Source organism: Phycicoccus sp. Soil748 (assembly GCF_001428025.1).
Taxonomy (GTDB): domain Bacteria; phylum Actinomycetota; class Actinomycetes; order Actinomycetales; family Dermatophilaceae; genus Pedococcus.
Map to the genome: position 1 here is coordinate 110,267 of NZ_LMSC01000006.1, position 25,746 is coordinate 136,012.

At 64.2% G+C, this 25,746-nt stretch carries 28 protein-coding genes; 16 read left to right on the plus strand and 12 right to left on the minus strand.

Annotated elements, in window-relative coordinates; all coding sequences use genetic code 11:
• Positions 1-214 precede the first annotated feature (214 nt).
• Entirely contained in the window at positions 215-556 is a 342-nt protein-coding gene (locus tag ASG70_RS05510; RefSeq protein WP_056882853.1) for a hypothetical protein, read from the plus strand.
• A 38-nt stretch (positions 557-594) separates the two neighbouring features.
• Positions 595-1,344 carry a DUF4386 domain-containing protein gene (locus ASG70_RS05515; protein ID WP_082590155.1) on the plus strand — a complete coding sequence of 250 codons (750 nt, stop codon included), beginning with the start codon at positions 595-597 and terminating at the stop codon, positions 1,342-1,344.
• Between the two features lie 76 nt (positions 1,345-1,420).
• On the opposite strand, the gene ASG70_RS05520 is transcribed toward ASG70_RS05515, so the two are convergent.
• Entirely contained in the window at positions 1,421-1,708 is a 288-nt protein-coding gene (locus ASG70_RS05520) for a hypothetical protein (RefSeq protein WP_056882854.1), read from the minus strand.
• Positions 1,709-1,963: 255 nt separating this feature from the next.
• Entirely contained in the window at positions 1,964-2,626 is a 663-nt protein-coding gene (locus ASG70_RS05525; RefSeq protein WP_082590157.1) for a DUF4386 domain-containing protein, read from the minus strand.
• Between the two features lie 150 nt (positions 2,627-2,776).
• On the opposite strand from ASG70_RS05525, the gene ASG70_RS05530 reads away from it, so the two are divergent.
• On the plus strand, positions 2,777-3,448 hold the full coding sequence (locus ASG70_RS05530; protein ID WP_056882856.1) for a TetR/AcrR family transcriptional regulator: 672 nt from the start codon (positions 2,777-2,779) through the stop codon (positions 3,446-3,448).
• A 50-nt stretch (positions 3,449-3,498) separates the two neighbouring features.
• Here the strand turns inward: ASG70_RS05530 and ASG70_RS05535 are convergent, their stop codons facing one another.
• A complete protein-coding gene (locus ASG70_RS05535) occupies positions 3,499-4,023 on the minus strand; it encodes an orotate phosphoribosyltransferase (RefSeq protein ID WP_235531359.1) in 525 nt (174 codons plus the stop codon).
• A 126-nt stretch (positions 4,024-4,149) separates the two neighbouring features.
• Positions 4,150-4,794 carry a hypothetical protein gene (locus tag ASG70_RS05540; RefSeq protein WP_056882858.1) on the minus strand — a complete coding sequence of 215 codons (645 nt, stop codon included), beginning with the start codon at positions 4,792-4,794 and terminating at the stop codon, positions 4,150-4,152.
• 374 nt (positions 4,795-5,168) lie between these two features.
• Here ASG70_RS05540 and ASG70_RS05545 point away from each other — a divergent pair, with 374 nt between their 5' ends.
• Entirely contained in the window at positions 5,169-6,389 is a 1,221-nt protein-coding gene (locus tag ASG70_RS05545) for an IS110 family transposase (RefSeq protein WP_056882859.1), read from the plus strand.
• Positions 6,390-6,541: 152 nt separating this feature from the next.
• On the opposite strand, the gene ASG70_RS05550 is transcribed toward ASG70_RS05545, so the two are convergent.
• On the minus strand, positions 6,542-7,129 hold the full coding sequence (locus tag ASG70_RS05550; RefSeq protein ID WP_056882860.1) for a hypothetical protein: 588 nt from the start codon (positions 7,127-7,129) through the stop codon (positions 6,542-6,544).
• 197 nt (positions 7,130-7,326) lie between these two features.
• Positions 7,327-7,755, minus strand: coding sequence for a hypothetical protein (locus ASG70_RS19180; RefSeq protein ID WP_235531361.1), 429 nt, complete (start codon positions 7,753-7,755; stop codon positions 7,327-7,329).
• Positions 7,756-7,831: 76 nt separating this feature from the next.
• Between ASG70_RS19180 and ASG70_RS05555 the strand changes: the two genes are divergently transcribed.
• From ASG70_RS05555 to ASG70_RS05570, 4 genes are all read left to right on the plus strand, one after another.
• Positions 7,832-8,098, plus strand: a complete 267-nt coding sequence (locus ASG70_RS05555) for a hypothetical protein (RefSeq protein WP_056882861.1) — start codon at positions 7,832-7,834, stop codon at positions 8,096-8,098.
• Positions 8,099-8,101: 3 nt separating this feature from the next.
• On the plus strand, positions 8,102-8,767 hold the full coding sequence (locus ASG70_RS05560) for a hypothetical protein (RefSeq protein WP_156399835.1): 666 nt from the start codon (positions 8,102-8,104) through the stop codon (positions 8,765-8,767).
• A 310-nt stretch (positions 8,768-9,077) separates the two neighbouring features.
• The gene (locus ASG70_RS05565; RefSeq protein ID WP_156399836.1) at positions 9,078-9,434 is read left to right on the plus strand and encodes a hypothetical protein; all 357 of its coding nucleotides are present in this window, start codon (positions 9,078-9,080) and stop codon (positions 9,432-9,434) included.
• Positions 9,435-9,867: 433 nt separating this feature from the next.
• Positions 9,868-11,277 carry a hypothetical protein gene (locus ASG70_RS05570; protein WP_156399837.1) on the plus strand — a complete coding sequence of 470 codons (1,410 nt, stop codon included), beginning with the start codon at positions 9,868-9,870 and terminating at the stop codon, positions 11,275-11,277.
• 95 nt (positions 11,278-11,372) lie between these two features.
• Here the strand turns inward: ASG70_RS05570 and ASG70_RS19185 are convergent, their stop codons facing one another.
• The 3 genes from ASG70_RS19185 to ASG70_RS05585 form a co-directional block, all read right to left on the minus strand.
• Positions 11,373-11,774: a hypothetical protein gene (locus ASG70_RS19185; RefSeq protein WP_156399838.1), complete on the minus strand. Its 402-nt coding sequence runs from the start codon at positions 11,772-11,774 to the stop codon at positions 11,373-11,375.
• A gap of 8 nt (positions 11,775-11,782) precedes the next feature.
• Positions 11,783-12,301: an ImmA/IrrE family metallo-endopeptidase gene (locus tag ASG70_RS05575; RefSeq protein ID WP_156399839.1), complete on the minus strand. Its 519-nt coding sequence runs from the start codon at positions 12,299-12,301 to the stop codon at positions 11,783-11,785.
• Positions 12,302-12,882: 581 nt separating this feature from the next.
• Entirely contained in the window at positions 12,883-13,842 is a 960-nt protein-coding gene (locus ASG70_RS05585; protein WP_056882867.1) for an IS481 family transposase, read from the minus strand.
• 484 nt (positions 13,843-14,326) lie between these two features.
• On the opposite strand from ASG70_RS05585, the gene ASG70_RS19190 reads away from it, so the two are divergent.
• From ASG70_RS19190 to ASG70_RS05595, 3 genes are all read left to right on the plus strand, one after another.
• On the plus strand, positions 14,327-15,424 hold the full coding sequence (locus tag ASG70_RS19190; protein WP_156399840.1) for a hypothetical protein: 1,098 nt from the start codon (positions 14,327-14,329) through the stop codon (positions 15,422-15,424).
• Positions 15,425-15,743: 319 nt separating this feature from the next.
• A complete protein-coding gene (locus ASG70_RS19195) occupies positions 15,744-16,709 on the plus strand; it encodes a hypothetical protein (protein ID WP_235531362.1) in 966 nt (321 codons plus the stop codon).
• 151 nt (positions 16,710-16,860) lie between these two features.
• Positions 16,861-17,382: a hypothetical protein gene (locus ASG70_RS05595; protein ID WP_056882869.1), complete on the plus strand. Its 522-nt coding sequence runs from the start codon at positions 16,861-16,863 to the stop codon at positions 17,380-17,382.
• A 149-nt stretch (positions 17,383-17,531) separates the two neighbouring features.
• Here ASG70_RS05595 and ASG70_RS05600 read toward each other — a convergent pair whose 3' ends face one another.
• Complete coding sequence (locus ASG70_RS05600) at positions 17,532-18,197, minus strand: hypothetical protein (protein ID WP_056882870.1); 666 nt, start codon at positions 18,195-18,197, stop codon at positions 17,532-17,534.
• A 337-nt stretch (positions 18,198-18,534) separates the two neighbouring features.
• Between ASG70_RS05600 and ASG70_RS05605 the strand changes: the two genes are divergently transcribed.
• From ASG70_RS05605 to ASG70_RS05615, 3 genes are all read left to right on the plus strand, one after another.
• Positions 18,535-20,739 carry a KAP family NTPase gene (locus ASG70_RS05605; RefSeq protein WP_082590159.1) on the plus strand — a complete coding sequence of 735 codons (2,205 nt, stop codon included), beginning with the start codon at positions 18,535-18,537 and terminating at the stop codon, positions 20,737-20,739.
• A gap of 276 nt (positions 20,740-21,015) precedes the next feature.
• On the plus strand, positions 21,016-21,765 hold the full coding sequence (locus tag ASG70_RS05610; protein ID WP_082590162.1) for a nucleotide-binding protein: 750 nt from the start codon (positions 21,016-21,018) through the stop codon (positions 21,763-21,765).
• Between the two features lie 438 nt (positions 21,766-22,203).
• Positions 22,204-23,346 carry a hypothetical protein gene (locus tag ASG70_RS05615; protein WP_235531363.1) on the plus strand — a complete coding sequence of 381 codons (1,143 nt, stop codon included), beginning with the start codon at positions 22,204-22,206 and terminating at the stop codon, positions 23,344-23,346.
• A 128-nt stretch (positions 23,347-23,474) separates the two neighbouring features.
• Here the strand turns inward: ASG70_RS05615 and ASG70_RS05620 are convergent, their stop codons facing one another.
• Together ASG70_RS05620 and ASG70_RS05625 are read right to left on the minus strand one after the other, a co-directional pair.
• The gene (locus tag ASG70_RS05620; RefSeq protein ID WP_056882874.1) at positions 23,475-24,344 is read right to left on the minus strand and encodes an MBL fold metallo-hydrolase; all 870 of its coding nucleotides are present in this window, start codon (positions 24,342-24,344) and stop codon (positions 23,475-23,477) included.
• A 17-nt stretch (positions 24,345-24,361) separates the two neighbouring features.
• Positions 24,362-24,751 carry a hypothetical protein gene (locus ASG70_RS05625; protein ID WP_056882875.1) on the minus strand — a complete coding sequence of 130 codons (390 nt, stop codon included), beginning with the start codon at positions 24,749-24,751 and terminating at the stop codon, positions 24,362-24,364.
• Positions 24,752-24,887: 136 nt separating this feature from the next.
• Here ASG70_RS05625 and ASG70_RS05630 point away from each other — a divergent pair, with 136 nt between their 5' ends.
• Entirely contained in the window at positions 24,888-25,214 is a 327-nt protein-coding gene (locus ASG70_RS05630; RefSeq protein ID WP_056882876.1) for a rhodanese-like domain-containing protein, read from the plus strand.
• A 6-nt stretch (positions 25,215-25,220) separates the two neighbouring features.
• On the plus strand, positions 25,221-25,736 hold the full coding sequence (locus tag ASG70_RS05635; RefSeq protein WP_056882877.1) for a DUF3806 domain-containing protein: 516 nt from the start codon (positions 25,221-25,223) through the stop codon (positions 25,734-25,736).
• Positions 25,737-25,746: the final 10 nt, after the last annotated feature.

Here is a 25,746-nt window from a genome sequence, read left to right on the forward strand (position 1 = left end):
TGCGCCCCAGAGCGCCGGTGTGGCCACCATCCCCTCGCGTACCTGAATAGAGCGCTCTGCAGAGAGTGCGTGCGAGCGGAGCTTGCGGCGGTATGACGCAGGCGCGTCGCCGGCTTGGAATCGTCGTCGTGCAGCCGTTCCACACTGCTCGGATGTATGACCCGGAAGGACTTTGGACTCTGGGTGCCAGCCACGCGACGACGAGACTCAAGGTGTGACCACGCATTTGAGTAGTCGTCGCCCCCTGCGAGGGTGGCCGAAATCCCACCTCGGCCGGCAGGCGATCGCGCTCGCAGGGTTGAGCGTTGCTGGCGTCCTCCTGCTCGTACTTGCCTTCGCCCTGAACATCGTGGAACCAGCCGCCAGCTACACCGACAGTTGGGCACAGCTCGTGTGGGGTCTCGGCATCTGGGCGTGCGGGATCGGCGCTGTCATCACAGGCCTGGTCGCAGTCGTCCGTCACCACGAGCGGTCCTGGATGGTCATGCTTGCCACCGCGCTTGGCCTACTTCCCCTTGCCCTGCTGATCTCAGAGATCGCACTGGGCAAGTTCTGACCCTGCATCAGCAGCGTCTCCGTTGAGAGGAGTTGGCGATGACCACCACGAAAACCCGGGCCGGGTCGACCCCCGACGCGATCGGTGCCGGCCTCACCGGCACGGCTCGCACGACCGGGCTGCTGTATCTCGGACTGGCCGTCACTGGAGCCATTGGTTTCCAGTTCGTCCGCGGCCAGCTCTACGTCGCAGGCGACCCCGGCGCCACTCTGTCCAACCTGGTCGACCACACCCCGGTGGCGCGCATTGGCATCGTGCTCGAGCTGGGCATCGTGCTGACCCAGGCACTGGCAGCCGTGTGGTTCTACCGCCTGTTCCGCAGCGTCGACACGTTCGCCGCAGGGTTGATCGCGGTGTTCGGGATGGTCAACGCAACCGTGATCCTGGGCAGCGCCGCGATGCTCGGCACGGCCCTCGATGTCTCAAATGACAAGTCATTAGCCGTGCCCGGCGGCACGGCCGCTACTGTCCAACTCCTGTATGTCATCAGCGGTCATCTCTGGACAGTCGGGGGCTTGTTCTTCGGCCTGTGGCTGATCCCGATGGGCTGGCTCGTCGTGCGGTCGCGGTGGACGCCGCGCTTGCTGGGCCAGCTGCTGATGGTCGGCGGTGTGGGCTACATCCTCAGCACGTTCGTCAGCTACGTCTTCGCGAATGCCGATCTCATGGCCGGATTGCTGACCGTTCCCGCGACGATTGGTGAACTCTGGATCGTCGGATACCTAATCATCTTCGGACTCCGCGAGCACGCTCGGCCGGATCATGACGGCGGCAGGGCAGCGGCCTAGGCCGCCGTGTCCCGCACGCGCCCGAAGAGAAGCACAGCACGGTCGTGATAGTTGTGACCGAACCTGGGTGGTGGCCCTACCTTGGACGCAATTCGTCTCCCGGCTCCACCTCATCGTCTCCGTTATCTTCCTCACGATGAGTACCGCGGTAGTCGACAAGGTCAAGGTGGGCGCGAACAACCAGTACGACCCAAGTGATTAGCCCGATACCCGCGCCAGCACCCGCAGCTTCCCCCGGGTAGCCCGTGGGCCAGCCAATGAGTCCACCCGCTACGGTGCCCAAGATCAGGAAGGCGAACAGGTAGAACTGCGAGTCGCCGTACGTGGACAGGTCGGCGAGCCGCTTGGTGTGACTCTCCTTCACCGCCCGAGCCTAAGCCTCAGCCCGGGCCGAGCGGTTGAGGTGAGGGCACTGAATGGTTTGGGTCGCCTGCACCCGCAGGACTGGACTGGTCGGGCCAGCTGGTCGCCTCGCGGCGGAGTGACTCACCTTCCGCCGAACAGCGAAGGACCTCGGACCCGGCGCACCCGCAGGAGGAGTCTCCGCGGCTCCGGGCCAGATGGTCCTCCGCTGCTCAATGAGTGACATACGAGGGTTCCGGCGGCTTTTCGAGGTCGGTCAGTGGGCCGTGGCCAAGGCCGGTGCGCTGAGGTCGGTGGTGGACCGCAGTGGCCGGAATCCTCTGGCGATCAACCAGGTCGGAAGGAACACCAGCTCGAACAGTCCGCCGGGGGCGACGAGGAGCATCCCGGCGCCGGTGCCCATGTCGAGGGCGCCGAGGAGGTCGAGAGGCACTCCGATCGTGAGAGCGGCGTAGCCCACGAGACCGAGCAGGGCGATCGGTCGTGGGGCCAGCCGTGCGACGTACAGCAGGTAGCAGAGGACGAGGCCGCCGATGCCGGTCGGGATGTAGACCCACAGGAGGTGATTCGGGACGACCTGTGACGCAGACAGAAGATAGACACCGCAGGCTGCAGAGACGAGGCACTCGACGATCCTGAGGATCGGGTACCAGATGGCAAGGTTGGGGTTGACCTGCTTCAGGATCGGGTACATCACCAGGCCGATCGCGACGACGGCGAAGCCGGATACAGCCATCAGTGCGACGCCGACGGTCATCGGCCCTCGGTCCGGGTTGCCGTCGACGAACGCCTGGATCAAGGACGTGCCGAACATGGCGGTGACCATCTGGACGACGAACAGGATCCCGACGGCCGTCGCAGCGCCCCTCCTGGACAGTGGATCCCTCGCGTTGGACCTCGGGATTCTCGTGAAGCTCATGGCGTGTCCTTCCGATTGCGTCAGGAGCGGGTTTCAGAACTCGTTTCTAACGGTGTTAGATTGAAGTTCGGACGCTACTCTAACGCCGTTAGATTGTCGAGGGTCGCGCGCCGGCAGTTGGATGAAGAACCACGAGGAGGGGCAGGACCCATGGGACGCAGGCCGACCGAGGTCGCCAACAGGGCGCCGTTGAACCTGGAACGGGCACTGCAGGTCGCGCTCGTCGTCGCGGACGGCGATGGCCTGGAAGCGGTCACGATGCGCCGGCTCGCGCGCGAGCTGGGCGTCGAGGCTGCTTCGCTCTACCACCACGTCAGCGGTAAGAACCAGATTCTGGACGGGTTGGTCGACATCGTCGCAGCCGAGATCGAGCGCCCCGGGCCGACCACGGACTGGCGGGCGGCGATCAGCGAGCGGGCCCACCACACCCGCGCGTGCCTACGCCGCCACCCCTGGGCTGTGAGCTTGATGGCCTCAAGGACGAGCCCGGGGCCAGCCACCCTGGGGCTCCTGGAGACGGGGATCCGGTGCTTCCGCGAGGGCGGGTTCTCGGTCCTGCAGGCGGCGCACGCGATCTCGGTGGTCGACAGCTACGTCCATGGCTTCGTCCTGCAGGAGGTCAATCTGCCCTTTCGAGACGAGTCGGAGCTGGCAGCCATGACGGGGGCCATCATGGAGACGTTTCCCGTCTCCGAGTTTCCCTATCTCTTCGAGATGACGGTCGAACACGTCCTCAAGCCAGGCTACGAATACGGCAACGAGTTCGACTCTGGGCTTAAGGTCGTCCTTGACGGTGTCGCCGCGCTGGTCGCTGAGAGTTAGGCGGACTCGCCCGAGCCGCCCAACTTGCGGCGGTAGACGCGCCTCAGTGGCTACCCGCCGGCACCGCCTCGGGCGTGGTCGAGGTCGGCCTTGGTGAGCACCGAGCGCGTCTCAACCTCGACATCTTTGAGGGGCCCACCTGGCAGGCCACTCCTATCGATCGCGCATATCGCCATTGCCACAGTCGCCCCAAGAGCACGTAACGCTCCAGTGGCCTCCCTGACGGCGCCCCCGGTAGTAAGCACGTCCTCAATGAGTGTCACGGAGGTACCGCCCACATCAAGACCCTCAGCGAGCCGACGTGTGCCGTACTCCTTGGCCTTCTTCCGAACGAACACCACCGGGAGCCCAGTGATCGAGCTGACCATCGTCGCTAGGGGAATGCCCCCAAGTTCGAGCCCGCCAAGTACTTGGGTACTTGGGGGCACCAGCGGCACCATCTCCTGTGCCACGGCGCGAAGGATCTGTGGCTGAGACTCGAACAGGTACTTGTCGAAGTACTCTCCAGCAATCTGTCCCGACCGCAACGTGAACGCCCCAGTCAGTCGACACGTCCGGTCGATCAACAACGCCAATTCAGAATGATCCATGAAGCCAGCATCTCAGCCTGGCGGGTCTGCGATAGGCGGCGGTTAGACGCACCTTCCGCACTGCGGCAGATCCAGTAATCGGTTAGCTGCTCTGCTTCCTGCCCGCTCTAACTATTCGGTGGTGACGTGCATTCGCCCTTGCTGGTCGCGTCGGCTAACCACCTGGCTGACCTCGTCGTTCGCCAGGGTCCGAAAGACGCGTACGAGTTCCAGAACGCTCACCAGCGTCAGGTATTGACTGCTCGACTTATCGGTAGCAACGAGGAGTCCGGAAACCTCCGTGGGCGTCTCTTCACATCGCGGATCGTCCGCAGGCAGCGCCCAGTAGTTGGCCCATGAAAGACCCTCGAGTGTCCACGCCAAGCGAAATATCAGACTATGGACGAAGAGGTTGCACATCTCGTTCGCCGAGATCGTCACCTCCTTGCGCGCGTCCATGTCGTACATCTCCAAGTCGCCGAGAGCATCCCAGGAGTCAGGGGCACTGGCATCGCCGCGTAGCGGGAACCGAGTCACGACGACCTTTGCCGCTCGGGCCCTCTTCGTCACCTTCGACGGCATGGCGATGAGGCGGCGGACGGCGAAGGCGCCAGACATCACGTCGCGCTCCACCTGATACACCGCCTCTGTTTCTTGCTCATAGGCATCGTCACCGTCGCCAAACTCCAGACGATGCGCTAGTCCGAGTCGAGCTTCCTCAAGGCGGTCCGCAACTGCGGCGAGATCCCGCTTCCAAGGCCACGACTCGTTGAACATGCGCGGACACTAGCGCGGGTGCGCACGTTTGAACCGGCTTCGGCGGGATCTATCCATCAAGTCAAGACAATAGGTGGCCGGTTCCGAGTCGAGACCTAGAACGTCCACTCATCGCATGAGCGGGACCCTGAGCGCGCCGCAGGCGGCTACTAGACGATTCCCTTAGGGCCGGCGTCTGGCCAGACTCGGTCCAGGTGATCGGCGGGCAGCTCTCCATGCGGCTGCCCACCGGCTGTACTGGTGTGGCTCTCTTTCGGTCTGCGGCCCGTCGGTCACCGTGACGAGGCGTGGCTCAAGAAGGGACTGCCCTGCTCGTAGTAGCAATGCCCACCTCGCCGTCCACATCAAGGAACGAGCGCAGGCGGGAGCAGCACATGCCGAACACGGATCACGTGATCATCGGGGTCGATCCCCACAAGCTTTCGGCGACGATCGAGGTCGTCGACCGCCACGAGAAGTTCCTGGGCTCGGGCAGGTTCACCACCGACCGGGCCGGCTACGCCGCGATGCGCAAGTACGTTGCCGGATGGCCGGACCGGGTGTGGGCGGTGGAGGGCAGCAACGGTGCCGGCCGACCCTTGGCGCAGCGGCTTCTCGAAGATGGCGAACACGTTGTCGATGTCCCGGCCAAGCTCGCTGCCCGGGTTCGCCTGTTCGACACTGGTCACAACCGCAAGACCGATGCCCGTGACGCGCACTCGATCGCGGTTGTCGCGGTCCGCACGACGACCCTGCGGGTGCTGCAGCTCGACGGGGAGCTCGAAGCGCTGCGGATGCTGGTCGACCGCCGTGAGGCACTGACCCGGCGCCGGGTCCAGACCGTCGACCGGCTCCAGGCGTTGTTGGCTGAACTCCTTCCAGGACAGGCGAAGAAGGACATCACTACCGGTCAGGCCAAGGCCATGCTCGCGTCGGTCCGCCCGCGTGACATCGCCGGGAAGACCCGCCGACGGATCGCCGCCGAGGAGCTGGCCGAGCTGATCGCAGTCGACGCCAAGATCAAGAAGGCCACCTCCGAGCTCAAGGCGATCGTTCTCGCCCGCGGCTCACACCTGATGGACCTGCACGGCGTCGGACCCGTCGTCGCGGCCCGGACCTTGGCTGACGTCGGCGACATCAGCCGGTTCGTCGACCGCAACCGGTTCGCGTCCTGGACCGGCACCGCACCACTGGATGCGTCCTCAGGTGAGCAGAACCGTCACCGGCTGTCCCGGGCCGGAAACCGCCGGATGAACCACATGATCCACATCGCCGCGATCAGCCAGATCCGCCTCGACACCGACGGCCGGGCCTACTACCGACGCAAACGAGCCGAGGGCAAGAAGCCCCTCGAAGCGATCCGGTGCCTCAAGCGAAGGATCTCCGACGCCATCTTCCGACAGCTGCTCCAAGACGCCCAGATCGATGCGGCACAGCGAGTGTGCGCGGGCCCGGGAGGGCACTGCGGGGCGTCTAAAGAATCCAGCGCGGTCGACCTGCCCCCGCACATCGACACTTCGGATCAGCCACTTCCCGGACCCGCAAACCCGACGCTACAACCGCCTCGGTCCGCACGGAAGTCCTCCCGCCCGAGGACCGTGTCGGCCACCGGTTGACAACAAAGGGGAGCCGAAATGACGCGCAGCCGGGACGGCGGCGATGAGCTGTCACGACCGACGCTGACGCGCGGTCGTGACGAAGCGGCGCACGTCTTGGAGAACGCGCGGCGCCGGGTAGCCGTCGACTCCGCATGGGGCGCCGGATCGGTTCAGTCGCTTGTGCTCGGGGCCACCTCGCGCACCATCACGCAGTTCCCCAGGCCCTTGGGCCGGTCGTAGGTGAAGCCCTCGCGCTCGTACATCGTGCGGGTGCCGTTGTAGAGGAACGACGAGTTCTTCTTGCGAACACCGCCGGTGTCGTGGGGGTAGCCCTCGACCAGGCCGCCTCCCGCCTGGGCGATCAGTTCGACGGCTCCGCGCAGGGCCACTGCCGCCAAGCCTTGACCTCGATGGGCGCGCTCGACCTGGATGCACGTGACCCGGTAGTCGGGAAGTCGCTCGGCGGTGGCGAGGTACTCCTTGCGGTGGTGGATGTTGGGCAGCTCCTCGGGTGTTCCGTACTCGGCCCAGGCGATGGCGAGGTCGCCTTCGTAGACCAGCGCCGCGTGGGCGATCCCCTCGTCCACTCGGCGTTTCTTGAACGCCCGGTTGTCCTCGGCGGCGCTGTCCGGCTCCCGGTCCTCGGGGTGGAACCAGGTGCACCAGCAGCTGGCGAACATGCCCTTGTTTCGCTCGACGAGAGCGGCGAAGTCGCCGAAGGTCTCCGGCGTGAGTGCCCTGATCGTGTAGTCGGACATGTCGGCAAGGTACCCCCGACTGGGGACGTCTGGTGTCCCCTTGGCCCACGCAGTCGAGCCGTGCGCGACCCTCGCCGGCGAGGACCACGGGCGGCGTCAGGGCCTGCTGTGACGCAGGGTATGCATGACTGGGTATTCCACATCGAGTCGCCCGGCAGGCGGCGGACTGCCGCAGTGAGCCGGAGGCCACCAGTCAGCTACGAGTCGATTCGGTTGCGCGCCACCTCCCTGGCGGGATTGCGGTTGTCGCACCGCCAGGTTCTGAAGCGCGAGTCTCGCACCTCGTAGGCATCGATGACTGGGTCGACGAGCGCGACGCCGAGCGGAGCAACTTCCTCTGCTCCCGGCCTTGCAAAGGACAGACGCACCACACGACCCCGCGAAGCGGGGCCATTGGCCAGGACCGATACGCGGATGTCGCGCATTGGCAAGGCGCTCGCGTTTTTGAAGGTGACGAACCATGCTCCCCCGTCGTCTCGCCACACCCACGTCGCGCACAGATCGACTTGAGCGCGGAGACGATCCTGCCTGGTCATCCGCAGGGTGGTGGCCGACACTAGGAGCGCCGCCGCGCTTAGGACGCTCGCCACCAATGCCGAGACTGTTCCCCAAACCTGTGGATCCATGTGATCCTCTTTCCAGCAGTCGTCTCTAGATGGCTCTGGTGACTCCGGGTGCGTTAAGCAGCGAATAGGAGGCGGCGTGATCCCAATCAAGGTGATCGTGCTTCAAGATCCGATCCTCGTCCGGACCGGATCAATCGACCCGACCAACACCCTGGACAACATACGCAGCGATGTGGTCCGAAGTCTGCGACTTGGCGAGCCCGATGAATGGTTGGTGGCCCTTGCGCCCGCTGATGTGCAAACCGCCCTCTCTGAGTACCGGCCTTCTGGAGGTGACACGCTGTACGTGTTGCGGGCCAGCCGGGCCCGTGGCCCCGCGTTTGTCTTGAGTGACGAGGACTGATCAATGAGTTCCTTGTCGCCAACTCCTGCCGCGCAAGTGAACTTTGAACCGAACGACGTGACCGAGCTTCTTAGTCGGCCCGAACTGTGGAGAACCCTAGTAACTGGAATGGTGTTCGTACATAACAAGCGTCCTTGGGCCACGACGCTGTCGCGGGTCGCCGAAGCGACGATGGCTGCGACCGCGCGCTTCAAGGACCTCGAGCCCGTGAAAGTTGGCTGGGAACAGTCCCTGCCGAACGCGGCCACACGCACTGCTCGCGGCGGGCGGCGGACGGTGATGCGATTTGACCCCCTCGGGCACGCGGGCGCGGGCGCAAGGACTTTGGAAGCCTTTCTATCCTGTCGGGGACGGCGCGGCTTGTGGTACTACGGGTATCCGGGAGATCTAACTAGGGCGCAACTGGCCCAGTTTGATGCCCTGTTTCTATTCGACATGAGTGATGACGATTGGAATCGCGTCCGCTCGGTCGTCACCCTCCCTGTCAGCGCAGCCGAGGTTCTCCGCAGCCACCTCGAGTCCCGCAGAGAGGGCGTGCTGACGGTGATTCACGACCTTGGTCAGACCGGGTCTACGGGCCTTGGCCAGTTCCCCATGGTCCTCCCACTGTCGGTCGGTGATGTGATCACTAGAGCACCCATTGGTTCCAGTCAGCACGACATTCGATAGTTCCAACGACTTGGCACTGCATCTAGCGCCTAGTGTGCCGACCCTCTCGCGGCGGTTAGACGCAGGGAGCAGGCCCAGGCGACAAAGCGCGGGTGCGTGCGCGTGGCTGCGGCCGCGGCGTCCAATGAACTGCCTAATATGCGCCCATGAATGCCGCTGCAGGCGGTGAGCGCACAAGTCTGGAGAAAACATGGTTGTGGGCAAGGTCCGGGTCGCCAGTGTGGCAGCGTTGGCGTGTTCTATGGCGGCGACATTGACCGGATGCACGTCCGGCGAGCCGGCTCACCCCTCCGCCCAACCGTCCGCCACGATGTCCGCCCCGCAATCGCGCAGCCACCAAGTCGACCGGGCGGCGTGGGAACGCGACTTGGACGCCCTTGGTTTCACCGGCATAGACATGGTCAAGCTGGAAGAGCTGACCCGCGATATGTGCAACGACACCACAGGTGACTTGGCCCTATTCGTCAGCATGCAGAAGGACGCCGGTGAGCCCCTGGACGGTTTGCGCATTAACTTTCGCAACGTCTGCCCCGACCAGTTGGCCAAGCTCGACGACGCCGAAAGCCAACAGCGGAACTTGACCGACTCGGTGCAGCAGGCATGCGACACCGATGTGGCGGCCCGCACGCCGGAACAGGCTCGCCTCGCGGAGATGACGGCCTGCTGACCGCTGCGGAGCCAAGGTGCACAGGGAGCCGGTGCGATCGTTCACATGCCTGACTCGAGCCAGTCCAGCACCTCGTCGCCGCTTGCCCGCTGGACCCTGAGTTACCTCAGCCGCTGACACGGCGGACGCGGCGGAGTGACACACCCCCGGCAACGCTAGTGCTCACCGACGCCGTGGGGCTCACCGGAACACTTCGTGGCCAGGGTTCTTCCGCGCGGTGGCGGCGGGCGATGCGGCGATCAGCCCGCGATCTGCCGCTGTTCTCCGACACATCGTCGACATCGTCGACTCTGTCGTCCAGAGTGGCCGTCGCCCACGATTATCACGACGACGCCGATGTAGGAGGACTCTTCGCGTTGCAATCGCAGCATTCCACTCGCGGAAGTGCAGAGAAGGAAGGTTGTCGCAGACCGGTCCCTGACAAGATATCGCGATGCCACCAAAGGACCTGAGCCCAAAAACCGTCGACACACTCTTGAGACGCGTACTCAAGGGCACCAAGAAGACCGTGCCCGGTCGCGACGACTGGCTCCTTGGCGTGGACACCTTCAGCTACCTGGGCGAAGGTGGGCCGGATGAAGACCTCATCTATTCGTATGGGCGCTCACACCTTCTAACGATGAATCGAAGTGCCAGGGAGCACATGGAACTGCTGGCTCGCAGGCTGCAGGAGCATCTCGCCTTGCCGGAGGCGGCGGACGCCACCCTCATCCAGCACGAGATCGCGTCAGCTATCGGCGGCGTGCTCACCGGGGCCCGTGAGTTTGCTGGTCTGGGTCGCGACCTCTTGGGCAACATCGGCGAACTGATGGCCCGCTCGGTAACCGCATTCCCCGTCGCGGGTCTCAACTTCGAGGGCATGGAGAACCCGCTGATCCGGCTTAGTGGTCGGGTCCTTCTCGCTCCGATGGGGGACTCCGGGGAAGCCGCAGTATCTGAGTTTGCAGTCGCCGCAGTGGGCCAGTCCTTGCACTTCACCCACGACGCGTGGTGGACGGAAGAGATCCTTGCGTTTCGATCTGACCCAGAAGCGTTCGATGACGGAGCGCCACTCTCGAAGGTCGCGATCTTCGCCGTCACCATCGACGCCGTTGACTACAGCGCTGCCCTTCGCTCCAAGGAGCAAGTCGAGGCGCTCCTTGGAGCTTTCTGGTTGATCGACCAAAGGGAAAACAACTGGCCCTCCAGCCCTCCATGGATTCTTGGCGGCCCTTCGCGCTCCGACGCGCCACGTGACCCTGGAAGCGACTTCGACGAGGGCCTGCCCATGGTAGGACTGCAGGCCAGTTCGCGACGCCACTCGACCGACGCCATCAGTTTTGAATCGCAACACCCAGACATCAATGTCGCACGCGCCCTCGACAAACGGCCGGGCCTTATTGAACTGGTAGCAGAAGCAGAGACTGGGAGCCCCGCCCAAGGACTCGGGCGCCGTCTCGCCGCAGCTTGCCGATTCGCTTGGATCGCGGGCCAGGACACCTCCTACGACGTGAAGCTCCTCCATCTGGTTGTGGGCCTCGAGAGCCTGGTCAGCGACCACGTCGCCGCCGGCGGAGTAACGGGGCGCTTCATCTCACGCTTGCTCTCGCTGCAACAGCCATCCCATCGGGACTCGGCCAAACTCCGCGCGCTCTACGACCTGCGCAGTGAGGTCGGCCATCAGGGTTTCAGCGACAACTCGCGCAGCCGTCTCGCCAAGGTCTCCGCCTACGCCTCGGACCTGCTCGATGAGTGCGTATTTTCGTTCGCCGACACCGTGAAGCGTCACGGATTCCGGTCCGAGGAAGAACTGTTGGCGTTTCTTGATCAAGCCAGCCCTGACGTCAGTGACCCGTTCGATTGAGACGACGGTGGGTGAGGCGGGGATGTCGGGCGCGTTGCGCGACGACCTTGTCGAGTCAATTGATGGCGATGCGGCGCAATGAAGGTCTCGACTACTCAGGAAAGGGTCTTGTAGAGCGCAACCGTTGCGGCCGTGAGAAGGATGACCGTGCAGATCAACACCACAAGCAGGTCCATCGCGATGCAGAAACCGTAGAACTTGGGGTGATGCTCGCGCAGTCGTGCAACCCGCGTCTCCGGACGGTGGCTTCCAGGAAACTGCTTGTGGGCCACTGCGCAGAAGAGCCGCAGGAATGGGTAGTACGTCAGGAATCCGGATAGCGTCCCTGCCCCCGGCTCGCCATCGATGCCACTGGGGCTGTCGGCAAGCTCGACGGGTTGTTGAACTCCCTTGCGCGCCTCGGATGCTGGTACGGGCACCTTGGGTGGGTCTGCGGGCGTCGTCTCATCATCTGCCGCGTCATTGGGCGAGGTTGGTTCCCCGGTCAACTCATCCATGCTCGACGTCAGAGATTAAGGTGGTGGCGGCGCAGTTGCACAGCCTGCAGGGACACGTCGAAGCGCTGTGCGAGATCGTAGTTGTCCTCGCCTGCTCGGACGGCTGAGACGAAGTGCGCCTCCGGCATGAGAAGGCTAGCCGCGAACTCGTTCGCGAATATCTCATCCGCGCGACCGTGCCCGGCATCTGATCGCTTGTCCACGAATGCCTGATCGGCCTCAATGTCGGCGTCGCGATGTACGAAATGACCAATCTCGTGGGCGCACGAAAAGCGAAACCGGTTCGTGGGCTGGTCGCGATCGAGATAGATGTCGACGCCCGCCGACGAACCGATCAGCATCCCCCAGGCGTCATCGCCGAGCTCTGCCGAAAAGACGCCCAAGCCAAGAGCACGCGCGATGTTGACGGGTTGAACTGGCACCGCAGGCGGGCTTCCCCACGTCTCACGGAGAACCCGTGCCGCGTCAGCCCGGGCCTTCTCACGGATCTGACCCACCGTCATCCCCAATAGCGGACTGCCGCTCATTGCAACCTCCTCCCGTTCGTCAGGAGCGTAGTCGATGCCGCCCACATTGCTCGCCGGGCGCGCGCCCCGAATCCGACCTTGCGATATGGATCGCCTTGCGGCCTAGTAGACCTAGCAATGTGCGCGGCCGTCGCAGCCGCGGCGGTCTGCCGCGCCCTCAAGGGTCGACATCTGTCTGCTAGGACGGCCCCATGCTCGAGGCCGGCCAGATCTCACCGCACTCGTTGCACGCGCGATCGTTTAGGTTGGTGGCGGGCTGAGTGTGCAACTTCGGGGCCTCACCCTGATTGATGAGCCAGTTGCTGCTGCCGCATCGCGGACAGTGCTCGCTGGCGTCATGGCTAATCGTCAAGTCGTGGTCCATCATTTCTCCTCGTGTCTTGGCTTGTGGCATCAGAAAAGCACGTTTAGGAAGCGCTTCGCATCATGCGGAATCTCACGCCACGTGAGCCCTGTCCGATGGGTGCTGACAACCACGAAGGAGGGCAGGGATCAGCCTCTACCCGGCGAGGGCAGCAAAGGACGACACTTCGGAGCAACCGGCATACGCGCACTGACGACCCTCTCCCAGCGTCCAGCGCCTAGGTGTAGTGACCCGCAAGGTCGTTGACACGGTTGATGGGTGGTTGTCCGCCGATCGCGGTGTGGGTTCGGTGATGGTTGTAGGTGTGTAGCCAGGTTGGCAAGGCGTCGGCCCGGTGGCTGCTTGAGGTGAAGGGTTGGGAGTAGGCCCATTCCTCGAGCAGGGTGCGGTTGAAGCGTTCTGCTTTGCCGTTGGTCTGTGGCCGGTCTCGGCGGGTGAAGGTAGCGGTGGCGCCGAGGTCGGTCAGTGCTTGCTGCCAGGCGCGGCCGTTGCGGTAGGCCAGGGCGTTGTCGGTCATGACGGCCTCGATGCGGTCGATGCCGTGGTCGGCGAACCAGGCTGCGGCCCGGCGCAGGAAGCCCGCGCAGGTCTCGGTCCGCTCGTCGGGGTGGATCTCGGCGTAGGCCAGCCGGGTGTGGTCGTCGATGGCGCAGTGCACGAACTCATATCCCGGCCTGGACCTGTTGGTGCTGGGTCGGGCGGACCTGCCGTGGGCGAACCATCCACCACCGGCGGGGATCCGGCCGAGCTTCTTGACGTCGACGTGGACCAGTTCACCGGGGCGGGACTTCTCGTACCTGCGGATCAGCTGCCCGGTCGGCCGGTCCAGCCACGAAAGGCGTGGCATCGCGTGGCGGACCAGGACCCGGTGCACGGTCGAGGGATTCAAACCCAGAATGCCGGCGATCCGGGCCGGGCCCAGGCGGCGGTCACGCCGCAACGCCACGATCGCGGCCTCGGTCGCCGGGTCGGTGCGGTGTGGGCTGGTCCGTGGGCGGCTGGACCGGTCGAACAACCCCGCCGCGCCCTCGGCACGGAACCGTGCCAGCCACTTGTACGCGGTCGCCCGGGACACACCCACCTCAGCGGCGACGTGGGCCGCGGGACGGCCCGCCAGCACCCGTTCAACAAGCAGCAAGCGTGACCATGGCGATAGCCGGGGCATAGCGTTGGACATGAGGACCTCCGGTGGAAGCAACGGATTCGACACCCATCACTTCGCCCGGAGGTCCTCCCTCATGTCAACAACGTCCGTGGTCACTACACCTAGGCCGGCGCGGCTTGCGGCGGAGTGGGGCGCCCTTCCTGAGTGTTCCTGCCGTCTGGATGCGGCAGCGCGCCAGGCTCTGAGCCCCGCCAGCCCGGCGATCCAGAGAGGAATGCATTACCCCGCGGTCTGCGCGGGTCACACTTGGGCTTTACGACATTGGCCCGCGAGGGGGAGTGGCCCGGGTGGTCAAACGAGTGACAACGACGCGCACTTGAGCGCATCGTGGCGGACCGTGAGGTTTGGCGGCGAGGTGGTGGCGAGTTCGAGCCCGGGGAGGTGCTCGCATGGGGGCGCTCGGGGCTACCACGCGCCCAACCAGCATCCGCCCTACTCCCCGAACGCTGCTGCCAGGCGAATTCGGGTAGTCTCTCTCGCACTTTTAGGGGGAATTGTGGCCAACGTTGGACTCGAAAATCTGCTCTATAGGCTCGGCGACCGTTACAAGGGTCGGACCGCCGACCCGCGGCTCATCGCGAAGATATTCCACGTCATCGACGGCGCCAGACAGCGAGCGAGCATCGAGCCGAAGGGCACATGCTGGATCGCGGGTTGCGAAGAACCGGCGATCGGTTCTCACGTCATCCCTGACTCGCTGCTACGCGCCGTTGGTCCGCTCACACAATTGGTCACGCCGGACTGGGTCAACCAGGAGATCTCGCTGCAGCCGATCACACGGAGTTGGCGGCAGCCCATCTTTCCCGGCTACTGCAAGCGCTGTGACGACCACCTCTTCCCTTGGGAAGATGAAGGGGTCTTTGGAGGCGAGTACGCAGAGCCTCGTCAGCTGATGCGGGCTGCGGATGCAGCCGAGCATGAAAAGACTCTCCGCGCCGAAGTGCTGAGAGAGATTGGTGAGCAATTGCACCCAAGCAGCGAGACCATGGCTAACCTCGCGCCTAGCCTCAAGGTTCGCGAAATCGAAATGCTCAATGACGCCTCTGACGATCTTCGGAAGACTGCGATGGAACTCGATCAGTTCCGTACGCACCTTCACGACCTCGGGCAGGCGCTCCGCTTGGCCGGGGGCGTTCAGAGCACCGCCTCCGCGCCGGCCTCGCACTTCAGAGTGTCAATTGGGTTAGGCGACGAGCGCCACGACGTGGTCCAACTGGCAGACGCTGCGTACATCCCTACGAACGGCGGAGTCGACATCCGTTCTCCTGTACCCATTGCCGTTAGCGTTATTGCGGACAGTGGACATTGGCACCTCCTCCTTGGCACTACGCAGGAGGGTTACGGTGATGTTGCGCGACTGGCAAATCACTTCGAAGACAATCCAAAGTCCGCTCAGGAGTATGCGATGCATTGGATGGTCTGGGGAACGCACTACTGGTTCTGCCACCAGGATCTAATAAACAAACTGGATGTTGACGAAGTGGAGACATTAAAGCGCAACCTTTCATTATCTCAATTCTCAAGGGTGGCTATGTGGAGCAACACACCGCCAGAACGAACGCCCATTATTCGACCCGGGAATGGATGGGCCTAAAGTCTATCTTCACATTCAACGGGTGTGACTTGAGGGTTGCCCCCACAAGAATCTGGCCACGGCGATTCGTGCCGCAGCGTGCGTCGAGGGCGGCGGAAAGACGCTGTTCCGTTCGCGAGCGATTCTTCGGCCCTCAGGCTCTGGCTTCCTCCTGTTGGAGGATCCTTCCGCCGGAAGAGGGTGCGGCGGTCGTGCGCTGGATGTGCATGCGGCGTCAGTAGGCGGGGATACGCTCATCCCCGTGATCGAACCATCCCGAGCCCCTCTAGTTCGGTCTTTGACTGGCCCTGCGGTGAGGCCATTGGCGAGGTCGGTCGACGTGGTGTCAACCGACGCCGATGCGCTTCTGAAAGATGCGTGCGCAGTTCTCCGAACTGGCCAAGAGTCGTTATTGCTCCGCACGATTGACACGGGCACGGTAGTGGCGATCATGTCCGATCAGGCGTTCAGAGAGATCGGATGGATGTCGGCACCGGCGGCTCGCGGCCATCACGTCTCCAACGCCGATCTTCGTGCGATGCTCGCCGCCGAGTACCTGCCTCGCGTCCCGGTGGTCACTACACCCGTGTCCAAGGGCGACCACTGGATGCCGAACGTTGACGATGTCACCGACCCCAAGGACGTTGCCCACGTCGAGGTCGCTCGCCTCGTTCTTGGAACCGCCGTCTTTTCCCATGACCGCGACCTGCGCATTCCGGGGCATGCGCCCCGCACTCGCGAGTTGTACGACGAACGGCTCGAACGCCTGGGCCTGGTCGCTCGCTACCGTGTCGCCGAACACGGCGCCGGCCTTGTTCTCACGGCTGTCGGGGTCGGAACCAAGCACGTTGTTGGCCACGCAGCAGCCAAACTACGAGTCGGTCGACCGGCCGCCTGGTCGGTCGTCGCTGCCGTTGCGGCAGCCACCCTCTACTGGGTCGGCGCCAAGTCGTCGCGCCGCGCTAAAGTCGGTGAGTCGTTCGGGCCAGCTATGACGAAACTCGTTGAGGCACAGGCGCGGGCTGCGTCGGTGGAGGAAGTACTTCGCAACTCTCCCTTGCTGGCGCCGAGCGATACTGATCGACTTGAAGTACGAGTCGCTGCCCATCTGGTGCGCTACCCCGATTCCAGCGCGAGCGCCATAGCTGGCGCGTTGGGGCTGAAGGAACAAGAAGAACAACGCGAGTTGTCAGTACTCCTTCGGGAGCACCCAGCCTTTGAACGCGTGGGCCGATGGGGGTGGGCCGTGGGCCGGATCCGGAATGCATTGGAGACCGAGCCGTCCAAAGACTGGAGACCGTCCTAGCCACGGCAGCAGACGCCTTTCGGCGCAGCAGGTCCCGGGCCAGACTTCATCTGCGTCGCGTCGGCACTCACGAGGATCTTGCGGCGCGACAAATGATGTGTGGTCCAGAAGCAGGTGGCGTCCAAGCGTCCACCAATTGAGGATTGGCCCTATGGATGACGACTCAATGAGCGCCGGGCTCATCTACGTCGCTTACGGCGAGCTCATGCACAAGCTGCAGGTAATGGAGATGAGTCTCTGGGAGATCCAAGCACTGCAGATGAAGAAGGGCATGACGGATGCTCAAGCCTTCGCCCAAGTGGAAAAGTGGGACGGCACAACGTTCGGGGCGCTGTACCGAGGCATGAAGTCGCAGCCGCATTGGACTGAGGATCTGATCTGGAAGGTGGGGCAGGCAGTTCAGTTGCGCAACCACCTAGCGCACAACTTCTTGCGTGAGTTCTTCCTGGCTGTCGAATCCCAGGCGAACTATGAGGCAGGGGCGGATCAGTTGCTGGATTGGCACGGGGTAGTAGATGAGCTTGCCGGGCAACTCGACGAGCACATCAAGACGCTTGGCGGAGGCGGATGGGACCAACTCGACGAGGCGTCCAAAGCTGAGGTCGAGGCACTGCGGCCAAAGGCCTGGCCCCTCAACAACGACAGCGAAGGCTCTTGGAGGAACACCGAGTAGCAGTCAATGCTGATCAACACTGCTGCCTCGCCTCAGCGGCCGCGAGCGTCCGGCTCGCGGTGGAATGGGACAGCGCGTTGGCAAGAGCCTGAGTGCATGGGCGAGCCAATTTCCCGACCCTCGCAACACCTAGGAGCGGACGCCCTAGTTCAGCCGCGCAAGGCCCGCCATGTCGAGACCTGCGTCTTGAAGGGCAGCAATCGGCGGTATGCGTCGCGGGCAAAAGCGATCTGCCACTCTAAATCGGTCTGTCGAAGCTCCGCGTGGATGTGGATGTAATTGCGGGCGGTGTAGTAGCCGACAATTTCCTTGCCCAGAGCGCCATCGATGATCCCAAGTTTGATCGCCGCCGCCACCTTGCTGTCGAACCGGATCTTCGATGCCTGCGTTCGGCGCACAGCATGGACCGCTCCCACGATCTCTGTGGCGTCATCCGCAGGGAGGCTACGAATCTTTTCCATGATGTGTCCAGGCAACGGACGTTGGACGAGCGCTTCGTACTCGAACAGCCGTTGCACCTCTGGCTCATCGCCCGCCTCCTCGAAGAGAAGATGATGTATGCAGGCTTCGTAGATAGAGGCGTACTGCTGGACTTGCAGCTGAATCTGGGCTTGGGCCGCCCAAGGTTCGTTCAACCTGAGGGCCTCCCAGAGTTTGTACAGGTATCTCGCGGCATAGAACTCTTGTCCGATTCGACTCCGGAGATCGACGTCACCAATGAAGTCGAAGAAGTTCGTGTGCCAAGCTAGATCGCCCGGAAGGTCCCTACGCGCGTACTCCGCGGCGTCGGTGCGCGTCGGCTCTGGCAGCGGCAAGATTCTTCCCTCAGCTTATCTCGGGTCGAGAGCTTGGATGATCCCGGCAGTATCGAATGACGCTACACAAGCCATCATCGTTGCTTCGAGGCACCCCGCTGGCCGAATTGATCTCGGCATGAACGGACGAGCAACGCGGCGGACTGGCGGCGGAAAGACGCACCGACCGTCGCAGTGCACGCGTGTGCAGCGCACACTCGTCAACCGACGTTTCGCTAAGCAGATCGGTCCAAGATCCTCCGCTTCTCCCCTCCTGCTGATATGAACGACTGGTGGCGCGAGAGCAGGGCCCCGCTGAGCCCCTTCAGGGCAACCCAGAAGCCGAGAGAGAAGATCGATGACCGACGCCAAGTCACCCAGCAGGTCCTGGACCGATGAAGCCATCCAATCCGGAAAAGAAGACACCCTCGGGCGGCTGGCGTACGCGGAACGAGCCGCAGAACTCATCCACACTACCCACTCTTTCGAAGCGAGCGCCGTTATTGGTCTCAGCGGTGCGTGGGGCAGCGGTAAGACCTCACTTGTAAACATGATCGTTGAGACGCTCCAGAAGGAACACCCGAAATGGGCTGTGGCCCGATTCACCCCGTGGGCTACCAGCGGCATCTCCGGGCTCCTTGGGGAGTTCTATTCTTCGCTCTCGGAGGTGCTCCCGAAAAAGCGCGGAGATCAGGTCCGCAAGGCGCTCGCGGTCACCGCGTCGGTCGCTGCCCCGGCCGCGAGCCTGATCCCGCTGGCCGGCGGCGCTGCGGCGGAGGGCGTCCGCATGGTTGGTGAAGCGCTCGCAAAGTCGCCGTCGTGGGCGGCGGCCTTCAACAAGGCTTCCGCCGAACTCAAGGAGCTCAAGACGCCGATCCTGGTCGTGGTCGACGACATAGACAGGCTCCATGTCGACGAACTCATGACACTCCTCAAGGTCGTCCGACTACTCGGCCGTTTCGATGGCGTGCAGTACCTGCTCGCGTACGACGACGAGACCCTATACCGCAGCATGACCGCATCAAGTGCGGTCACCTCCCATGACGGGTCCGCCGAGCGGTTCATGGAGAAGATCGTGCAGTACCCCTTATTCGTACCCCCTCTACTCCGGCACCAGCAGATCACCCGACTTAACACGGGGCTCGCGAAGGTCGCCAGGGAGCGGGTCGACGGCGGCGGGTCGTCTGACCGGCGTCTCAGCGGCCTGCTCCACTGCTTCCTCGACCTGCTGACGACTCCCCGAGCGATCGACAGGTACATCGAGCAATTGCAGCACCACATTCCACTGCTGCCCTCCGATGAGGTCGACGACGAGGACGTCGAACTATTAACTCTGATACGCGTCAGCTTCCCAGCGCTGTTCAACTCGCTCCCGCGGTACCGCAAAGAACTCGTGTCTGGTCACACCGGAGAAATCAAGCTTGACTCCCGTCCGTTCGAGTACGAGCCGTTCGACATCGACCCCCTCATCGGCCTCGTGCCCGTCGAGCGCAGAAAGACAGCCCGAGATCTCCTAGTCGCACTGTTCCCGAAGGTCCGCATCAAGAACCAAACCTCTGTTAACGGCAGCCAGCGCCGGCAGAGCGTTCAGCACGAGGAATACTTCGATCGGTACTTCGCAATGGGCATCCCCAACAATGACGTTAGCGACGCGACGGTCGCCGCCGCGGTCACCGCAGCGATCGCCGGGGATGCCGATTTGCTGAAGGATCTTCTCGTCGGATCAGCAGACGACTTCCGGGGCCTGGTGCTGAGCAAATGCATCAATCCCTCGAACCAGCCGACAACTGACGCCGGTCGCCTAAAGCTCGTTGAGGCTCTCGCAGAGATCTCGAACGACCTGCCCACAGACGACAGTGGCCCTTTCAGCGACCTGGACCAGGTCCTTCGCTGGGTCGGCGACACGTTAGTCGGGCTCGACAGGGAGACGCCGACAGAGGCCGTGCGGGATGTCCTGTGGAAATTCAACGGTCCGGTTCTTCGCGTCCGCGCGTGGCGGCAAGTCGAGAACAACATCGAGCGTGCGTACACATCCTCGACACCGCGGTGGTTCGGACAGCTGACCGCGCTGCTGGTCGAGGACGCCGCCGACAACTTCCTCGAACATCTCAAGCAAGGTGACGACGCACCGGAAGGCTCCGGTGTCGGATACCAGGTCCACTTCGTACTCCGCCACGAAGGTGATCTGTTTCAAGAGTCCATACGCAGGCTCATTGAGTCGGGGCAGGTCCACATCTCCGTTCTGGCCTCGAGGCTTACGAGCGCCAGAACGACCACCGGAATAACCCCCGACTGGCAGCTCTCACCCGACTTCGAGCAGGAGACGTTCAATCAGCTGGCACCTCCCAGCGACGACCCTTGGTATAACGAGCCCGTCCAAGACGTCGACAGTCGCGACCTGAGTTGGGCCAACCGCCGCAGGTTTGCTGCTGGCCGCGTCAGACAACCTCCGCATCCAGTGGTCTCGGAGGAAGAGGCCGGCGACGAAGCGCTACTGGGCGCTGAAGAATCGCCGGTCGATGCCAAGAGCAGGCCCATCGATCGCACCGGCGAGGGTCGCTAAATTCGCGAAGCTGGGTGCAGGAACGCGAGGCATCCTGGAGCAAGCGCTTGGCACAGGGAGCCCGAAGAGCGGGCGCTCGTCACCCGCCACAACTCGGCACGCCCAATGCTGCGGGTCAATGTGTGTGGCCGTGTGAGCAGGAGACCGGCGCATTCCTTCCCTTGCCGCGCCTCACAGCCTCATGCTCCAGTCGCCCTACGGTGCAGGGGCGTAGCGCGTTTCACTGACTCGGGGAAGTTCGCGAATCTCGGGGCCGCCCCCCTTTAGGGTTGTGGTGTGTCTGATCAGTCGAAAGCCGTGCGCGTCTTCGTTGGCTCTTCCGCGGAAGGGCGCGAGGTGGCGCGACACTTACAGGCTGAGTTAGGAGCAACATGCGAGGTAGTGCGCTGGGACCAGAGCGTCTTCGCGCCTTCGGGTTACGCCTTGGACTCGCTGTTGGAAACCGCGGCCGCAGTGGACTTCGCCGTTCTCGTGGTCACCCCAGACGATAAGACGATCAGCCGCGGTGAGACCACCGCCTCGGCACGGGACAACATCGTTCTGGAGTTCGGACTGTTTGCTGGTGCGCTCGGGCGTGATCGCACCTACTTGCTCGCCACCGGTGATATCAAGCTTCCGACTGATGTGCTCGGGCTGACGCGGCTGACCTATCGGCCGCAGTCCAACGGCAGGGCCGCGGTGACGGAGGCTGCTCTCCAGATCGAACAACAGATTCTTAGCTTGGGAACTTTGCCTCGGCGAGTCGCTGTAGGTGGGAGCTCGCCGGAGGACTTGCACCTCCTGTCGCCGCTCGAGAAGGAACTCACGGTCCTTTGCGCGAACGCCGTTTCGCAGGGCTGGACCGTCAAAGATAACAGTGTCACGACGCTGCGGCTGTGGTCCCCCAAGGGGAAGGTGTACACGCTGTCCAAGAGCAGGCCAGAAACCACGCGCGTCGAGCTGCGTAAGTTCGCAGCTGAGCTCCGCGCTGCCGGCGTTCGGGTCAACAACAGCATCCGGCGTCCCGTCGAGGAGTCGCCGTTCTAGAGCGAGGCATGTCTCCCTGCAAGGTGAACCCTTGCAGGGAGACGGCGCTCCAACCCGGGCTCCACCGGGGGCCACCAGCCGTTGCGGCTTCGCGATGATGCCGCGCCTCGACCACTCGTCCTGGTTCCGCCAGCCTTCAGGCATCTCGCCTTCGCCGTCTCCTGGACGACAACTTTTGGGACCCGTTCTTGCAGTCCGCCAAGTCTAGGGGAGCGGCCGCGTCGATGCGAACAAGAGATGCCGTCTGCGCTGACGGACACCCTTATAGGTAATTGCACCGAAGGCTCTGAGGCTCGACATCTGCGTGCCAACGAGTTTGGGGACGCGATTCCCGATTCCCGCGTCAGGTCAATCGGGAATCCCTTGTCGGTGAGGGAAGCAAGACTGTGCTTAACAATCAGAAAGGCGATCTCCATGTCGACCGAACTAAGGGCGCCGATGAGCCCGACGCTCGTATGGGCAAACGTCATGCGTCCGCGTACCCCGCTGGTGTACCTGGACCTGAACACGATCATCTACACGGCCAAGACGCTGCGCGGCGACAGGAACGTTCCAGCTGGCTACGACCAACTGTACGAGGCCGCGTTGAGAGCAAAGACTGAACGGCGAGCCGCGTTCCCCCTCGGGGAGTCGCACCTGTGGGAGATCACGAAGATCACCGACCCGAAGCAGCGCCGCCGACTCGCCGACGTCTTGGAGTCGCTCTCGGACTTCAACTACCTGCTCGGCCGGGTCACGATCGCCGAGCTCGAATTCGACGCCGGAATGGCGAAAATCATGGGCGAGGAGCCTCGGCTAGGCCGCCTGCCGCTTCTGCGCCCAACATTCGGCCAGGTGTTCGGCATGGTCGGCGGCATCAATATCCGCGACGCCAATGGTCGAGATGGTTCGGACGCTCTTCGTTCGAGCATGAAGGACACTGACTACTTCGCTCTGCGCGCGCGACTGAACCTCGAAGCAGAGCGGCACATGCTCCGTGGCCCCTCGGACGACGAGCTGGTCGAGCTTCGAAAGGACCCCAACTACCGACCGGAGGTCGCAGTAGCGAGCCATCGCAGTCGCGTCGATTGGGAGGTCGACGGCCAGCGGGTCCTGAGCAACGACCCGAGGTGGCGGCGAGGTCGGCTGCGCGACGCCATCGCCGCCCGCGAGGTCCACCACGAGTGGAACGACATGCTGACCCGCATGAGGGTCGACCGTCTCCAGTCGGGGCTTCCGCCCTTTGACCCGGACGACGAGACCTTCCGTTCATTCGTAGGTTCCATGCCCCACACCCAGGTCGCCATCAGCATAAAGACGCGCATGCACAAGAACCCGCGTCACACCTGGACACCCAATGACATCAGCGACATCGACGCGATGTCAGTTGCCTACGCTTACTGCGAGGCCGTCTTCCCGGACAAGGCCGTCCGCCAAGCGCTGCTGACCTCTACGGAGCTGCAGGCGATGCGAACGTACGTTCCGCGTCGCGCCGCCGAGTTGGCCGAGTGGATTGACGCCTTGCCACCGGTGGTAGGAGCGGACCTCCTCGTTCCGCATCCACTGACACACTTGAGGACAGGCTTGGGCACCGCTCCGTGAACTAACGCTGAGATCACGCATCCGAGGTGCTCGTTGCTCGCGTTTGCTTCGGCAATGATGGTTACTCGGGCTGAAACAGGGCGCGGCGCAGCGCATTGGCTGCGTCAATGTGGGCGGGATGGGGCGGGTCAAATGCCGTCGTGGTGGATGACGAAGTCGGGGTAGACGTAGCGGCCGGGGTGGTCGCCGATCTCCGCCACCGCGCGCTGGACGTCACGCAGCTGCTCAACGCTCATCTCGAGCGGCGGCTCGTCAGGCTGGAACGTCGTGCGGATCGGGTAGTCGACGCCAGGCGTCGTGGTCATCTCGATGTGGCAGCCAAGCACGTGGCTCACCGGGTGCGCCTCCGCAAACGCCACGAGCCGGTCGATCGTCGCGCGGAACGCTGGCCAGTCCTCGACATAGAGCCGCCCCGGGTAGACCGTGTCGCCGGTCAGCAGGAACCCGGTGTGTGCGTCGTAGAACGTGACCGCCGCCGCGTCGTGGCCGGGGCTCGCGATGCAGTCCACCACCCGGCCGCCGAGATCCAGCGCGGCCGGTCGGTCCAGGTCGTCCGTGCTCAGACCCAGGAAGGAGTAGACCCCCTCCACCCCGGCGTCGACGACCGTGGTCCTGGGCCGGTCCGCGAACTGCCCGTCGCCGGCGACGTGGTCGTGGTGTGAGTGGCTGTGCAGCACCACCAGCTCGTAGTCGTCCCGCGGGTGGCGTCCGAGCCACTGGGCCACCAGGTCGTCGACCGTCCCGCGCAACGGGAAGAGCTCCGGCGAGGCGGTGGCGCCGGTGTCCACCAGGAGCGCCCGGCTGCCGCCGAACAGCAGGAACATGAACGGCGCTTCGTAGTTGACCGCCTTGTCCTGCCGCAGGATCACCGTGTGCTCGCCGTGCCAGTGCACCTGGATGTCGGGATCGGTGTTGTGCATCGCCGACTCCGAGCCGTGGATCCAGCTGACGCCCAACGGTTCCGGCTGGCCGCCTCCCCAGGCCGAGAAGGACAGCATCTCCGAGCCGGCGACGTCTACGAGTAGGTGGGGCGGTCGGGGTGCTCGGGGTCTGCGGTCCCGGGGGACTGAGGCATGTGGTTGGCCGCCTTCGCGGCCGCGTCGCCGTACAGGAGCTCGTCGCGGTCGGTGATGATCGACAGCGGAGCGCCGTTGGTCTCCGTGAGCTGCTGGGCCAGCCGGTCGTACGACGTGTCGGGCAGCCGCACGTCGCCGTCCTCGAGCCGGCGACGCAGCATCGAGGCCAGGTCGTCGAGGTTGGTGTCGCCGACGCCGCCGTGCAGCTCCACGACGGTCCGCACGTAGTGGTCGAGCTGCTCGGGACTGAGCGACTCCACGAACGGCGTGTTCAGGGTGATGGTGAGTCCACGCTCGGGGGTGTGGCCGACGGGCACCTGTTCAGTCATGGTTTCGACCCTAACCGCGGGGCGGGGGGCATGCCTCGTCGAGCGGTCCCTGCGTCCACGGGTGCTTGGGGGGCCCCAGCGGGGCGCGCCGACCACGCCTCGGCGCAGGTAACGACCCGGTGGCAGGATGGCCGGCATGAACATCCCCCAGGTGTCCGTGTCCGACGTCGCCGACCACGCCGTCCTCCTCGACGTCCGTGAGCAGGACGAGTGGGACGCCGGCCACGCGCCGGGTGCCGTGCACATCCCGCTCGGTGACCTACCGTCCCGCCTCCACGAGCTGCCCGACACCGACGCCGCCACGCTGGCCATCACGTGCCGTGGCGGTGGCAGGTCGTCCCGCGCGGTCGCCTGGCTGTCGCAGCAGGGCTTCGACGTCGCCAACCTCGACGGCGGCATGAAGGCCTGGCACGCCGCCGGCAAGCCGCTGGCCGCCGACTCGGCCACCCCGTCGGTGAAGTAGCCGGCGATGGCCTGGTTCGGTCGCCGCAAGGACGAGTCCGCGGAGCCGGAGTCCGTCGAGGAGCTCGAGCTCTCCACGGCGGGCGACCAACTGCTGGGTGAAGGCGAGTCGCTCCGGCCGGTGGTCAAGCCCCTCGGTGACGACGAGCGGGCCCGGATCGAGGCCGCCCTCGAGGCGCTGCAGTCCGAGGGCGTGGACGTGGACGACCTCGACTCGCTCGGCAAGGGACTCGACGCCGCCTACGCTGCCTGGGCCGAGGGTGACGAGGAGACGCGCCCCGACCACGCGGCGATCGTCGAGCGCTACGCCATCGGCGTCGGCACCTACCTCGACCGGCACACCGACCTCGACTGGCAGGTGGTGACCGATGTCTTCGGGACCGACCTGTCGCTCACCGAGGGTTTCAAGGGCTCGTTCGTCGTCGTGCCGCACAACCTCGTGGCCGGCCGCTGGATGCGCGGCGAGACCGGCTGGGTACCCCCGGTGATCGGTCACATCGAGCGCCGCCGCACCCGCCGCTGACGGCGACGGG